This is a genomic window from Phyllobacterium sp. 01N428, from assembly GCF_056399405.1.
In genome coordinates, this window is the sequence record NZ_JBFTRH010000005.1 from 322,990 (window position 1) to 337,475 (window position 14,486).

The 14,486-nt window shown below is 57.1% G+C and carries 11 protein-coding genes; 3 read left to right on the forward strand and 8 right to left on the reverse strand.

Annotation, left to right across the window (positions count from 1 at the left end):
• Nucleotides 1-67 precede the first annotated feature (67 nt).
• The 6 genes from AC1DNI_RS15115 to AC1DNI_RS15140 all read right to left on the reverse strand — a co-directional run bounded on the left by AC1DNI_RS15115 (nt 68) and on the right by AC1DNI_RS15140 (nt 6,384).
• A complete protein-coding gene (locus tag AC1DNI_RS15115; protein WP_477692423.1) occupies nt 68-1,081 on the reverse strand; it encodes an ABC transporter permease in 1,014 nt (337 codons plus the stop codon).
• Nucleotides 1,078-2,631, reverse strand: coding sequence for a sugar ABC transporter ATP-binding protein (locus tag AC1DNI_RS15120; RefSeq protein WP_477692424.1), 1,554 nt, complete (start codon nt 2,629-2,631; stop codon nt 1,078-1,080). The genes AC1DNI_RS15115 and AC1DNI_RS15120 overlap by 4 nt, the downstream gene beginning before the upstream one ends.
• Nucleotides 2,632-2,665: 34 nt before the next feature.
• Complete coding sequence (locus AC1DNI_RS15125) at nt 2,666-3,838, reverse strand: Gfo/Idh/MocA family protein (RefSeq protein WP_477692425.1); 1,173 nt, start codon at nt 3,836-3,838, stop codon at nt 2,666-2,668.
• Between the two features lie 10 nt (nt 3,839-3,848).
• Nucleotides 3,849-4,904, reverse strand: a complete 1,056-nt coding sequence (locus AC1DNI_RS15130; protein WP_477692426.1) for a sugar phosphate isomerase/epimerase family protein — start codon at nt 4,902-4,904, stop codon at nt 3,849-3,851.
• Between the two features lie 26 nt (nt 4,905-4,930).
• Nucleotides 4,931-5,947: a LacI family DNA-binding transcriptional regulator gene (locus AC1DNI_RS15135; protein WP_036814676.1), complete on the reverse strand. Its 1,017-nt coding sequence runs from the start codon at nt 5,945-5,947 to the stop codon at nt 4,931-4,933.
• A 194-nt stretch (nt 5,948-6,141) separates the two neighbouring features.
• Nucleotides 6,142-6,384 carry a DUF6894 family protein gene (locus AC1DNI_RS15140; RefSeq protein ID WP_477692427.1) on the reverse strand — a complete coding sequence of 81 codons (243 nt, stop codon included), beginning with the start codon at nt 6,382-6,384 and terminating at the stop codon, nt 6,142-6,144.
• 483 nt (nt 6,385-6,867) lie between these two features.
• Between AC1DNI_RS15140 and AC1DNI_RS15145 the strand changes: the two genes are divergently transcribed.
• On the forward strand, nt 6,868-7,185 hold the full coding sequence (locus AC1DNI_RS15145) for a cupin domain-containing protein (RefSeq protein WP_477692446.1): 318 nt from the start codon (nt 6,868-6,870) through the stop codon (nt 7,183-7,185).
• A 200-nt stretch (nt 7,186-7,385) separates the two neighbouring features.
• Here AC1DNI_RS15145 and AC1DNI_RS15150 read toward each other — a convergent pair whose 3' ends face one another.
• Nucleotides 7,386-7,652, reverse strand: a complete 267-nt coding sequence (locus AC1DNI_RS15150; RefSeq protein ID WP_477692428.1) for a hypothetical protein — start codon at nt 7,650-7,652, stop codon at nt 7,386-7,388.
• 1,577 nt (nt 7,653-9,229) lie between these two features.
• Between AC1DNI_RS15150 and AC1DNI_RS15155 the strand changes: the two genes are divergently transcribed.
• Entirely contained in the window at nt 9,230-10,207 is a 978-nt protein-coding gene (locus AC1DNI_RS15155; RefSeq protein WP_477692447.1) for a L,D-transpeptidase family protein, read from the forward strand.
• A gap of 560 nt (nt 10,208-10,767) precedes the next feature.
• Here the strand turns inward: AC1DNI_RS15155 and AC1DNI_RS15160 are convergent.
• The gene (locus tag AC1DNI_RS15160; RefSeq protein WP_477692429.1) at nt 10,768-12,243 is read right to left on the reverse strand and encodes a protein adenylyltransferase SelO; all 1,476 of its coding nucleotides are present in this window, start codon (nt 12,241-12,243) and stop codon (nt 10,768-10,770) included.
• 440 nt (nt 12,244-12,683) lie between these two features.
• On the opposite strand from AC1DNI_RS15160, the gene dapA reads away from it, so the two are divergent.
• Nucleotides 12,684-13,679: a 4-hydroxy-tetrahydrodipicolinate synthase gene (dapA, locus tag AC1DNI_RS15165; protein WP_477692430.1), complete on the forward strand. Its 996-nt coding sequence runs from the start codon at nt 12,684-12,686 to the stop codon at nt 13,677-13,679.
• Nucleotides 13,680-14,486 lie beyond the last annotated feature (807 nt).

Consider the following 14,486-nt stretch of genomic DNA (forward strand, 5'->3'; position numbering starts at 1 on the left):
TGGGTGGCCCTGTTCCCCCGTCCGGTCTCGTTGCGGTGGCCCTGCCACCGGTTTGCCTCTGCCAGCGTCACGCCTTTTTCTTCTGCAGCGTGCGCTGCACCAGCATGGCGATGATGATGATCGTGCCCTGAACGGCACCGATCAGGTATTCACTGACAATATTGGAGAGCACCATGATGTTGCCGACGACTTCCAGCATGAAGGCGCCGCAGATCGTTCCCCAGATGCGGCCGACGCCGCCGCGCAGCGCCGTACCGCCGATGACGACGGCAGTGATCGCCTGCAATTCCCACAGCATGCCCGTTGTCGTCGTCGCTGCGCCGAGACGCGGCACATAGACGACGACCGCAATGGCGACGCAAATGCCCTGAAGAATATAGGTCATGGCGCGTACGCGATTGACGTGAATGCCCGAATAGCGCGCGACGTCTTCGTTCGAGCCAACAGCAATCACGTGGCGGCCAAAGGACGTCTTATAGAGAATGAAGGCGCCAAGAACGCCGACGATGATGATGATCCAGACCGGTATCGGCAGGCCGAGAAACACGCCGGTGTAGACGGGGCGGAACATGTTGCGCATCGCGATCGATTTCATGGCGATCGAGCCGCCATCCGCCAGCCACACGGTCACGGAACGAAAGATCGCCATGGTGCCAAGCGTCACGATGAAGGGCTCGATCTTGCCGATGGTGATCACAGCACCGTTGAGCAGACCCGCCAGCGCACCGACGCCGATGGCGACAACTACGCCGGCCGCAAGCATCGCCATGTCGCCATCAACAGCACCTGAATTCAGGAACAGGATCATGATGCCGGCGACGAGCGCCGCCATCGATCCGACCGAAAGATCGAGCCCGCCCGCGGAAATCACGAAAGTCGCGCCAGCGGCAATGATGGCGATGAAGGACGAGCGCGTTAAGACATTGAGCAAATTGTCGATCGAAAGGAAGTTCGGATTGACGAGCGCGCCGAGGACGAACAGCGCCGCCAACGCCAGGAATGGCGCAATCGCCGTCTTGTCGAGATCCGCCAGTTTGCGGCCAAAACCGCGTGTGTCGGTGATTACCTTGGTGTCGCTCATGCGTTCCCCGCACTGTAAAGCTCTGCTTCGTTGATCTTGACGCCGGTGGCGTAGACGACGATCTCGTCTTCCGTCATCGCGTCGCCGGTGACCTCGCCGACAATGCGCGACGAACGCATGACGAGAATGCGGTGGCAGATGCCGATGAGTTCCTGCATTTCGGAGGATATGACGACGACGGATTTGCCTGCCTTCGCGAGATCGGCAATGAACCTGTAGATCTGTTCCTTGGTGCCGATGTCGATACCGCGCGTCGGCTCATCAATGATGACGATGCTCGGCTCGAGCAGCATCATCTTGGCAAGGAGCAGTTTCTGCTGGTTGCCGCCTGAAAGCTGTCCAGCAAGAAGGTCGCGCCGGCGCGCCCTGATGTCGAAATCAGCGATTGCCTTGTCGAGGCTCTTGTCCTCGCGCTTGCGCTCGATGAGCGGCCCGTTGGTAAATTTGCCGAGCGTCGCCAGCGTCAGGTTGGTGCGCAGGTCTTGCGCCAGCAAAAGGCCTTTGCCCTTGCGATCCTCACTCAGGTAAACGATGCCCGCTGCCATGCTGTCGCGCACGCTGTGAAACTTGACCAGCTTGCCATTGAGTTTGACCTCGCCATGGGCAGTGCGCAGGCCGACAAGACCCTCGAACAATTCCGTGCGCCCAGCGCCGATCAGGCCTGCAAAGCCGAGGATTTCACCCTTGCGCAAGACAAAGCTCGCATCGCTTGCATAGCCCGGCACGTCAAAATTCTTTACCTCGAGAACGTTTTGCCGCGTAGCAGTATCCTCCCGTTCGGGATAGAGCTTCGACATGTCGCGCCCGACCATGAGCCGTGCCATGTCGACTGGCTGCAGTTCAGCCGCATTGCGGGTTGCAATCAGCTTGCCGTCGCGCAGCACGGTGATGCGGTCGGCGATCGCCGCGACTTCCGGCAGGCGATGCGAGATATAGAGCACGGCGACGCCCTTGTCGCGCAGGTCGCGGATGACCTTAAGCAGGGCTTCCGTCTCGAAGGGCGTCAGCGAGGCAGTGGGTTCATCGAAGATGACGACACGATGCGGCACCTGCAGGGCGCGCGCGATCTGGACCAACTGGCGGCGGGCAATCGATAGCCGCGCAATCTGCGTCGTCGGCTCAATCTCTGCACCGAGGCTGCGAACCGCCTCTGCGGACTGGCGGTTCATTTCGCGGTCGTTGACCATTAGACCGCGCTTCAGTTCCCGGCCCATGAAGATGTTCTGGGCAACCGTCAAATCCGGCGCGAGCAAAATCTCCTGGTGGACGAGCACGAGGCCGCGGTGTTCCGCATCTACGGGACCGTTGAATATGACGGGCTCTCCGTCAATCGCCACCGTTCCACGCGTCGGTGCAAGATGGCCGCTCAGGAGCTTCATCAGGGTCGACTTGCCAGCGCCATTCTCGCCGATGATGGCATGCACCTCGCCCGGCATGACCGACAGGGTTATATCGGTCAGGACCTCGACCGGGCCGAATGCCTTGGCGATGCCACGCGCCTCGAGGACGGGGAGCGAAGTGCTGGTCTCTCCTGTGGATGCCACGCTCATGATTGGCACCGCCCTCTGTCCTGCCGATTGCCCATCACACCTTCGTCCAGACGCCGCCGGCTTTCGACGATTTCACCGCGGCTTCGATGAATTCCATGCCTATGAGACCATCTTCCACGGTTGGGAATACTACATCCTTTGGTGCCTTCTTGCCGGTGCGCGCAGCGATGATCGCCTGCGCCGCCTCGCTGTAAATATTGGCGAAACCTTCCAGATAGCCTTCAGGATGGCCGCTTGGCACGCGCGTCAGGCGCGCCGCCTCGGGCGAAGCCCCCGCCCCGCCCCGGGTCAGCAATTGCTTGGGCTTGCCGAATGGCGTGTACCAGAGATAGTTCGGGTCGGCCTGGGTCCATTCGAGACCGCCCTTGGTGCCATAGACGCGCAGCTTCAGCCCGTTTTCGTTGCCGGGCGCCACCTGGCTTGCCCAGATCATGCCCTTTGCTCCACCGTCAAAGCGGAGCAGGATTTGCACGTCATCGTCGAGCACCCTGCCCTCGCCGAAACTGGTCAACTCGGCACATAGCTGCTTCAGCTTCAGCCCCGAAACGAAACAGGCAAGGTTATACGCGTGCGTGCCGATATCGCCGATGGCTCCGCCAGCGCCCGAGCGTTTCGGATCGACGCGCCATTCAGCCTGCTTGGAACCCGTGGCCTCGGTCTTTTCGGTCATCCAGTCCTGCGGATACTCAGCCTGCACTACGCGCAGGTCGCCGAGCAGACCCTTTGCCACCATGGCCCGCGCCTGTCGGATCATTGGGTACCCGGTGTAATTGTGGGTGAGGATGAACAGCTTGCCGCTCTTGCCGGCAAGCGAGACCAGTTCCTTGGCTTCCTTCACCGTCGTCGTCAGCGGCTTGTCGCAGATGACATGAATGCCGGCCTTCAGGAATGCCTTGGCGGCTGGCGCGTGCATGTGGTTGGGCGTGACGATGGAAACCGCCTCGATGCCGTCCGACCGCTTGGCCTCCTGCTTGGCCATATCCTCGAAGGAGGTATAGGCGCGGTCCTCGGCGATGCCGATCTCGCGTGCCGAAGCCTTGGCTCGTTCCGGATCGGACGACAGCGCGCCGGCGACCAGCTCATATTGGTCGTCGATACGCAAGGCGATGCGGTGCACCGCCCCTATGAAGGCGCCTTGCCCGCCGCCGACCATGCCGATGCGAATGCGGCGTGACGCCGGCTTTTCCTTCGATGCTCCGATGACCATCTCGTTCCCCTTACTTCAAGCCAAGTATGCGGCGATTTGCGGCCTCATCGGTGCCGGCTCCGGCAAAGTCGTCGAACGCGCGTTCGGTCACACGGATGAGATGCGCAATAATGAACTCGGCGCCCTCGCGTGCACCATCCTCGGGGTGCTTCAGCGCGCATTCCCATTCCAGAACGGCCCAGCCATCAAAATCATGGGCGGTCAATTTCGAGAACACCGCGCCAAAATCCACCTGACCGTCGCCCAGCGAACGGAAGCGACCGGCGCGGTTGACCCATGATTGGAACCCGCCATAGACACCCTGGCGTCCCGTCGGATTGAACTCTGCATCCTTGACGTGGAACGCCTTGATCCGCTCGTGATAGATATCGATGTAGTCGAGATAGTCGAGCTGCTGCAGTACGAAATGCGAGGGATCGTAGAGCAGATTGGCACGCGTATGATTGTTCACGCGCTCCAGAAACATTTCGTAGCTTATGCCGTCATGGAGGTCCTCCGAAGGATGAATTTCATAGGCGGCGTCGATACCCTGCTCGTCGAGATAGTTGAGGATGGGGGTCCAGCGTTTGGCAAGTTCATCGAACGCTGTTTCGACCAGACCGGCCGGACGCTGCGGAAACGGATAAATATACGGCCATGCAAGGGCGCCGGAGAAGGTCGGCATGGATTTCAGGCCGAGATGTTTTGACGCCCGCGCAGCGCGCTTCAATTGATCAACCGCCCATTCCTGACGCGCCTTGGGATTGCCATGCACTTCCGGTGCCGCAAATCCATCCATCATTTCGTCATAGGCGGGATGAACCGCCACGAGCTGCCCCTGAAGATGGGTGGCAAGCTCGGTGATGGTCAGGCCATGCGCCGACGCCGTACCGGCGAGTTCGTCGCAATAATCCTTGGAATCCGACGCTTTCTTCAGGTCGATCAAGCGCGCATCCCAAGCCGGAATCTGCACCCCTTTATAACCGAGGGATGCGGCCCATCCGCAGATGGCATCGAAGGAATTGAATGGCGCCGCATCTCCCGCGAACTGTGCGAGAAAAATGGCTGGTCCTTTGATCGTCTTCATGAATTCCTCCCTTAAGTCTCCTGCCGTCAGGGCATGTTGTCCCTGAGAAAAATATCGATGCGAATGTGCTCTTGCCCCGGAACGATGGGGCGTCCCTCGCGCAGCGCCGTCAGGATGCGTGCGGTGCTGCGCGCCATATGGCCTGCATCCTGGTTGATAAGCGCATCGACGGTGCCACGCACCAGATGCCGCCGCGTCGAGGGCGTCAGTTCGTGGGCAACGAAAATCACGTCGGAGACGTGGCCGCTTGCCTCAAGCGCCTTGATCACGCCCGCCTGTCCGCCGCCGGCATTATAGATTGCGACAAGATCCGAATGGTCCTTCAAAAGCGCGCCTGCCGCCGCTTCGACGCGGGCGTTCTCGTCGCGGGCTTCGCGCACCGGCAATACTTCGAGGTTCGGGTACTCGCGTGAAATGATCTGCTCAAAGCCAAACTGGCGTTCGATGTGATCGCGCAGGGCGAGCGACCCCGCGATCATGCCGACCTTGCCCTTGCGCGGCCCGACAAAGCGGCCAATGAGCGAGGCTGCCGTGCGACCGGCAGCAAAATTGTCGATACCGACATAGTGGGCGCGGCGGGAATTTGGAACGTCCGATACGAGTGTCAGTACAACGACCCCGGAATCGGCGAGCGCGTTGATCGCCTCGGTCACGGCCGGATGATCAAGCGCGACGACGGCGACGCCATCTATTCCGGAAGGAAGGCTTTCCAGCGCCGCTGCAACGGCGACGCCGTCAAAGGTATCGACATGCTCGATCGAAAGTCGCACGCGCTCCTGCAGCTGGCGCTCGCGTGTTGCGCGAAACTCGGCGGCGAGGCTCTGCATGAATTCGTTTTCGCCGGTCGGCAGAATGATGCGGAAGTCGTAGTCACGCACGCGTGCAAGGCGCGAGGCATGTGGGTCCGACAGGAAACCAAGCTGTTTTATGGCCGCATTGACGCGCTCGATGGTGCGTGCATGCACGCCCATCCTCCCGTTCACGACGCGATCAACCGTTGCGAGACTTACACCGGCTTCTCGGGCGACGTCTTCAAGCGTCATTTTCCCCACGAGAATTCTCCTCCGGCTAAAGTCTTAGATCAACCCGTTGAGGTGTGCAACTCTTTTTGACTTGTTTTGATGGGGTGTTTGATGTGTCCACAGCGTTGCAAAATCAAATAATCAAATGACACGTAGTATGGTCGAATCGCCCAATCTGTGCCTCAAACGACAAAACAGTCAGCCGTGCGCGACTATCACCCGCCAGGTGCGGTCATAACGTCAGAAATGCGCATCGTGCCGATAAGCCTGCTTGTATCATCATATACATGGACCAAGAACTTCGAAGGATCGATATTCTTCCCGACAGCTTCATGGATATTGTCGCGAGCGGCTTCTGCGGCAGCGTGAAGGGCGGCTTCACCATCGACACACTCCATTTCGACCACTTCGATGGGAAGCCCGTCTCCCTCGTGATAGGCGAAATGAAAGATTGGCATTGTGCCTATAGCTCCTGTTGAAGTGACCGCATATCAACAAGCGTCCAGACAGGCTACTGTTCCCTCAATGAATAAATTGATTGCTTCGGATTCCCGAAACACCGGTCCTATATTTCCGACCGTGGCTTAAGAGGATTACAGGACATTCCAGCGAGTGCGGGTGCTCGTGTAGCGAGGCGATGATCGAAGGCAGGGGCGCTGCGACCAATCAGGCCCTGGCCGACACCAATGATGACTATTTCTAAGCTTGTGGCAAAATACCTGAACTTCGATCTGAAGAACTTGGCGGCGGATGCAACCGGGGCCGTTCCTTCGCAAACCGACTGCGCGTAAGCCCGCCCGAACAAGAGTAGCGACAGCCTCGCTGGGGCCAGCTGTTGATGACTTGATGTCTGGATTGTCAAAAAGGGATCTGTTCTGATGACGACCATCGCTCATAGAGACCAACCATTTGAAGACTGGCGAGTAGGAGTAAAGACGCAGATGCAGGTCTCGGCCCGCAAAGGTGCAACGCAGCTTTGCATATTTGAGCAATGGGTAACGCCAGCCGTTGGCGCTCCGACCCATTGGCATGCGGTCGAGGAAGTACTTACCGTTGTCTCAGGTGAAGCGGAGATGTGGATAGTTGACGAACGTTTTATTGTAACTGGCGACCAATCCCTCATTGTGCCCGCTCGACGGAAACACGGTTTCAGAAACGTAGGGCCCGCTATCCTTCACTTGCGTGCCGTGCTTGCGTCATCGGTCTTCGAGGCAACTTTTGAAGGATCATCTGAACGTGTGCAGCGGTGGCTCCCGTGAGCAGATAGCAAAGGAAGCCGAGCGAGCAAAACGCCTGGTATGCTAAGAATCGCGAGCGGTAATTAGCCCGGCAGCGTGCGAAAAGACGCCGTACTGCTGCCGACGATGGGAGCGCTTCAAATGGCGATCGATAGACCACGGAGGCCATCCAGACACAAGGACCGATTGAGCGACTATCGGTTTAAAGTTGCCTAGCCCAATCACTCAGGCTGATGGCTGTTTTTCTTGGGGGAACCTTCTTCCTCAGCCTCAAGCGCATCGTCCTCTTTTGTCTGGGCAGCCAACAATTCATTCAAGGCAAGCAGCGACTCTTCGCGGCTCCACCCTACCGATGTCGCTTCCTCCAAAATGTCCAACAGCTCGGTTTTTTGCTCCAGCGCCTCGCGGAACCGCGGCTCCAGAGCCTTTTGACAATCAATGGTTCGATCGGCATATTCCTCACAACTTGGTGGCCCTTGTATGGGCATCTCACCGGTCCTCCTCTGGGTTACCTCGGACTTTACATCAACCGGTCGCCCTTGGGGAAAAAACGTCATCAACGGCTGTCGCAACGATATCCGAGGCGTCTAACCCTTGGCGACAACCTTCAAAGCGACCGGCTAAAGATTTGATGCTTGATAAGCCGGCCTTACTTGCTTCGTATCGGCGGCTCAGGCCACGTGCTTAAATCCCAGTTCGCCCAAAGACATCTTTCGTCGCGCTATAGTAACAGCTATTTTTGGCCGCTGACCTCTGCCGAGTATTCAGCGCGAGCCTGGCTTGGTTGCCGTCATAAGCACCAACCAGGCTCTCTATTCACAATCCAGCAGCGTCTGTAAGCAACACATCCGACCTGTCGGGTTGTAAACCCACGCGCTGCAAAGGCTGCCCGCCAAAGGCAACTAGGCAGTTCGATTTAGAGCTGGAACTTGTGAAGGGTGGTGGCGTTGGGCCACGTCGGAGAGCCCAACCTCCGGCCGAGGCTCGGCGAGAAGCGCTGTACCCCGTCAACGTCGGGCCTCACGGCATGCAGAGCTAGTTTCCCATGGTGGACCCTGTGGTAAAACTTAGTTAAACCTCAATTTCGTATTAACTAGTTGCTATCCAAAACATTGCTGACGTCTCGCATTCGCCAGAATGCCTTTTCGAGGCATCTAAATACTTTAATCTTTTTCAGGAGATAGCATCATGAAGCGTTTAAAGCACGTAGTGACCCGCTTACGCGGCAGTCGTGACACCAGAAAAGATAACTTCGCATCGCCAGAGGAACTCTTGGCCGCCCACGCGCTTGAGCCGAGACCATCACGCGATTGGACAAAACTATCGAATATACTCAGACGATCTGGCGGAGCTTTCTCACATCTTCGAAAGGCCCACTGAGCATCATGACAGTGCAACACTTCAAGGAGATCGATGAGGCGATAAGCGAACTCATCGGTTACCTCCGACTGGAGATAGTCCAGATAGGACAAAACGGCGCTAACCCTGGGCCTTCAATAATCTGGTGGAAATTCCGGCAACGATCGATGCCTTATGGCGCGCCAAGGAACATGAGTTGTCGTTGTAGAAGCCGTCACGCCTCCGAAGTACAGCCCACCGAGCGGCATTATCAGCTAAGTAGCCCATTGGAAACGCATACATCTTTCACCATATTTTAACCATGGCAGCGCAGGCTTCCATTGGTTGATAGGCCAACATCAGCCGGCCCGACCCGCCCATGTAAATGCGAAATGGCGGATCGGGCCACGCCGGACCCGCAAAAAAAATAAAGTGCGATTTAATGATTCGGAATCCGGAAACGCCGCCCCTACATTGCGGCCGTGTATGAAGATTATCGAACATTCAAAATGGTGCAGGTGTTCGGGAGGCAGCCCGGCCAGTTGGTCGGCGTGACGTCGGCGTACGAGCGGCCCTTTCCAGGAGCAGAATCGGACCTGTCTGCGGAACGTGCGGTTCCTGCTGAGCGATGACGCGACTTTCGAACCACGAAACTTTATGAAGATGTTGTAACTTCACAAGAAACTTATTTTTGGAACATCTTCATCACCAACTCCATTTGAACGACATGAAAACAATTGTTGGAATGTCCACATTCTTTCTGATCGTTTCCGTCATCGTCGGTGAAGCTGCAGAGGTAACACCCGACGCGATCAATTCTGCTTCACTTTCCACAATTACTGCGGGGCCCGCTTCCAAATCAATATCTGATCCCGATCCAGCGATCGTCCGTCTGCAGGTTCTCCTAGACCGCGCAGGTGTGTCGCCGGGAGTGATCGACGGCCTTGATGGAACAAACGTCACCAAGGCGGTGACAAGTTTCGAAAATATGATGGGGATGCCTCCGGACGGTGCGATCGACCCCGATGTTGTCAGCAGGCTGGAGACAGGGGGCCCGATTATTGGCACCTACACGGTGACGGACGATGACCTGAAAGGTCTCGTGGACCATATTTCCGTGGACTACGGCGAAAAGGCGAAGATGCCCAGCTTGGGATACACCAGCGTCGCCGAAAAACTGGCAGAGCGTTTTCACATGCATATCGACCTTTTGACTACGCTCAATCCAGGTTCTGATTTCGCTTCCGGGGATACGGTCCAGGTGGCGATGCCCGGTCCCCCGCGCCATGGAAAGGTGGTCCGCATCGAAGCCGACAAGACCGCTGGGCAGGTCACGGCTTACGACAGGCGCGACGCCATACTAGCGGCATATCCCGCGACAGTTGGCAGCGAGGATAATCCTTCTCCAAAGGGTACGCACAAGGTGAGGGGCGTCGCGCGGATGCCCGTGTTCAGATACAATCCAAAGGTCAACTTTAAGCAAGGGAAGAACAATAAGATACTCACGATCCCCAAAGGCCCCAATGGACCGGTCGGAACTGTCTGGATCGATCTAACCGAGCCAACATACGGCATTCATGGAACGCCTGATCCCGAACTTATCGACAAAGTTGGATCGCATGGCTGCATTCGTCTGACCAACTGGGACGCCGAGGAGCTAGCTGGAATGGTGAAGCCTGGCGTTATTGTACGGTTCGTCAACTAAGTGTTGATATTCAGATCGGCCCTTTCGCGAGGTAGCGTTTTCTGTATGACGTTGTTGGTACGCGCTTTAGGTCTGTGACGCACGCTACCCTCCAGAATAAACTTGATGAAATCTATCGAGCAACGCGTTCGGCTGAAGATTCGCTTGCCGTAGATGTGCCTCGCTTCGGCTGTCCATGGAACCGAAACGGTAGAAGGGCTCCCCTAGCTTCGAACAGAACGTTTCAATTTTCATAACTTCATACCGTTACACGCCTTTTGCCGCAACTGCGTTCGTTCGCATGTTGGTACGATGGAGTTTAAAGTGCGGCCCGGTGCACGTGACCTGAAAGCCCCCTTACGGACTCGTGTTGATAGCATCAACAATATTGACACGAATTGACATTTCTAGCACGGCACAATCGGTCTCTTCTGTTTGTGATCGGCGGACCATCGGCCTGCCAAAGCCGAAATATGTGATCCGACGACTGCGTCAGCCACCGTCACCTAGTGCTCGTCCAAGCACGCTTGGAGGCTCAAATTTGTGGAGCAACCCTCTATTTCTTCTGAAGGAACGAGACGTCAAGTGCCGCAAAACGTTTGAAGGACGCGCTCGTTGATTTTCGGAGGATCTGCGTAATGTGCGAATTCCGGTTGGTCCTCGAAGGGTTGGCCGAGAACTGTCAGCAATTCTTCAAACGGGCGGAAATCATTATTCCGGACCGCTGCGGTGATGACCGCTTCGACGCGGTGGTTTCGCGGGATGAAGCGCGGATTGACGTGGAGCATTGCATTCCGGCGCTCAGAACCTGTCTGCGCTTCGCGCGAGATGCGCGACCGCCAGCGTGCCAGCCACTCCACAAATACGCCAGGTTCTGCAAACAGGCTGAGCAGTTCCTCGTCCTCCGTAGCGTTCCCGGCAGAATGGCTCAGATAGCGGAACGTCAAAGTAAAGTCCGCCTGCCCCCTGGTCATTATGTCGAGCAGTTCTTTGATAAGCGTCAGGTCATTTTCTTCTTCGGTGAACAAACCAACCTTACTTCGCATCCCCGTAATAAACACCGCCTCGAATTGTGCGTCGAAGGTGGCTAGCGCGTTTTGGGCCAGGGACACCGCCCTGTCCTGATCGTCCGCTAACAACGGGAGCAGTGTCTCTGCCATACGCACCAGGTTCCACAAAGCGACCGGCCCCTGGTTACCATACGCGTAGCGGCCCGCATGATCGATGGAACTGAAAACGGTCGCCGGATCGTAATTGTCCAGGAATGCACATGGACCATAGTCAATGGTCTCGCCCGCGATAGACATGTTGTCTGTATTCATCACTCCGTGGATAAATCCGGCCAACATCCACTGCGCAACCAGCGAAGCCTGGACTCCGATCACTTCGGCCAGGAGCGACAAATAGGGCATTTCAGCCTCTGCCGCCGTGGGGTAATGCCGGGCAATGACGTGGTCCGCGAGAGTACGAACTCCCTCAATATCACCCCGTGCGGCAAAAAATTGAAACGTGCCAATCCTTATATGACTGGACGCAACACGGGTGAGAACGGCACCGGGCAGAGACGTCTCACGTGCAACCGTTTCTCCGGTCAGAACGGCAGCGAGCGCGCGGGTTGTTGGAATCCGCAGGGCATTCATTGCTTCACTTATGATGTATTCGCGCAACACAGGACCCAGCGCCGCGCGTCCGTCTCCGCCCCGCGAAAAAGGCGTGCGTCCCGAACCCTTCAACTGAATATCACGGCGGACGCCGTTTCGATCGATGACTTCGCCGAGGAGGATCGCCCGACCATCGCCCAGTCGAGGGACGAAATGACCAAACTGATGCCCTGCATATGCGGTGGCAATGGGGTGAGCGCCTTGCGGAACATTATTTCCCGCCAGCATGTCGATACCCTCTGCACTGCTCAACCACTGATCCTCGAGACCTAGCTGTCGTGCGAGATCATGGTTCAGTTTAATCAATCTCGGAGACGCGACGGGCGTAGGCAACGTGCGGATGAAGAATTTGTCCGGCAGCCGGCTATAAGTGTGGTCGAATTCGATTTTGCTCATTGAAAACCTGTTTTGTGGTTGTTCACCGTAACCAAGCGTCTGCCAGAGCACAAGTTAACGTCGATCGTGAAAATGACGCATATTTGCACAACCGAGAGGGCGACGACCGATTTTTATGAATTCCTGATATTTTGCCTTGAAGCCGGAATAGAAAGCCTATCCGACCCCATGATACCTGTTGCCACGTACTCAACAAAGGAGTGCCTGGAATGTCTGAGCGACTAACGAAGGTAATATACCGTTGCCAGCCCGCCGCCGATTTTAAGCATGGACATTGGCGGAACTTGCCAACTTTTATCGCCCTTGCCGTCATCGTCGCAGTTTGTATAGCGCTCCGCGTTTGGGTCGCCTTCAACCACATGATCTGAGCAAGCCGCTATCTTACGGTCCCGACACAATCGGGCTTGAGTCGTTGCCGATCACAATCGATGAGCAAATCCATGATAAACAGCAGAACCGAGCAACCCTCACGATTAAAGGGCGTGATGACCGCCCTCATCACCCCCTTCAACCACGGAGCCGTCGACTACGACGCCCTCGCCGCCCTTGCGGATTGGCAGATTCAATTCGGAATCAGCGGACTGGTTCCTTGCGGGACAACCGGCGAAGCCCCCACGCTTGCCTGGGACGAGCGGCTGAAAATCATCAGGACCTGCGTGAAAGCCTCGCGCGGACGGGTGCCCGTGATCGCCGGAACCGGCACGAACAGTACGGAACTGACGATCGCCCATACCTTGGCCGCCCAATCCTGCTGCGCCGACGCTGCGCTGGTCGTAACGCCCTATTACAACAAGCCGAGCCAGGATGGTATTGTCCGTCATTTCGAGGCGATCGCAGGGCGCGTCGACCTGCCTATCATCGTCTACAATGTACCCTCGCGTACCGGCATTGACCTGTCACTGGGGACGCTCGCGCGGCTTGCCGAGATCCCCTCCATTATCGGCCTCAAGGACGCGACGGGCGAAGTCAGGCGTGTCGGGGAAATGCGCCGCGCATTCGAAGACCGTTTCATTCTTTTGTCCGGGCATGATGCGTCGTCGCACGCCTTCAACCTTTCGGGAGGCGACGGCACGATTTCCGTAACTGCCAATGTCCTGCCGCACGTCTTCGCCGCGTTGCACGATGCATGCCGGAAACCCGACTGGTCCACCGCCAATTATATTCAGCAGCGGCTGATGCGGGTCTATAAAGCGTTCGACCTCGACACGAATCCCGGCCCCATCAAGTACGCCCTGAAATATCGGCGCGGCATGAATGACGAAATGCGTCTGCCGCTCGTGCCTGTTTCGGCAGAGACGGCGGATCGGATCAGGATAGCGCTCGACCGATTGGGCGATCCGGGCAGCGAAGTCCCGTGCGATCCAGCCGATGCGATTTTCGGCGCGGACGAAAGGCCGATCGAAAAAGCACCCCAGCCGCTCAACTGGCGGATCTGAGCAAGCGACTCTTCATCAAACAATGCTGCATCCGCCAGGCCTGCGCCTGCCAGCTGCTGAAAGCGAAGATCATGCGATACCCACGTAAAAGCCACGATCGTTTTAGAACGTGCACCCGTTTTCTCGTTGGTCGAAATCTGGAAGGATGCTGGATCGTCTGCGACAGGCAGCGTCTGGTCGGCGGACTCTTTGCTGACAGGGAATCGGCCCTGCACTTCGCGGTTGCCCAGAGCGAACACCGGCCCGGGGCCGTGTGGTGCGCCAACGATGATGATTGTCTCCTGACCGATCCGTGGCAGGATCTCACCGCTCCTGCGCCCCGTCGCTCCAAGCGCGCCTGATGTCTTGGATCACGGAATGGTCGGAACAACGACCGTGAGCTTATCCCCGACCATGCCGCGCATAATCGGGTTGGTATTGCGTTCGCAAAAATAAGGAAGGCCCCGTACAGGCCGACATCTTTGCTTTTTTGGCTACCGATCCCAGCAGCGTCGTTGCGCACGCTGTAAAACCTGGCCCTTAGATTTTGCGGCGTTTTCGTCATCATCAATCAACGTCTCATCTCACTCTCACCACTTCACCGATGCGAGAAATTCAGTTGCTGGCGATTGTCCTAGGGACGACATTCGCTCCGGAACAATTTTCATTGGCCGCTGTTTCTAAACTCGTTGGCAAAGGAGCAAGAAGATGACTGATCAACCGCCGCCAGAAACGCCCAGGCCAAGTGATGCCCCACTGGTCGATGAAGTTTTGCAGGATATTGGCGCAAAGGCCGATAGAGAATCGACGGCCCTCGCGGAGGAAATT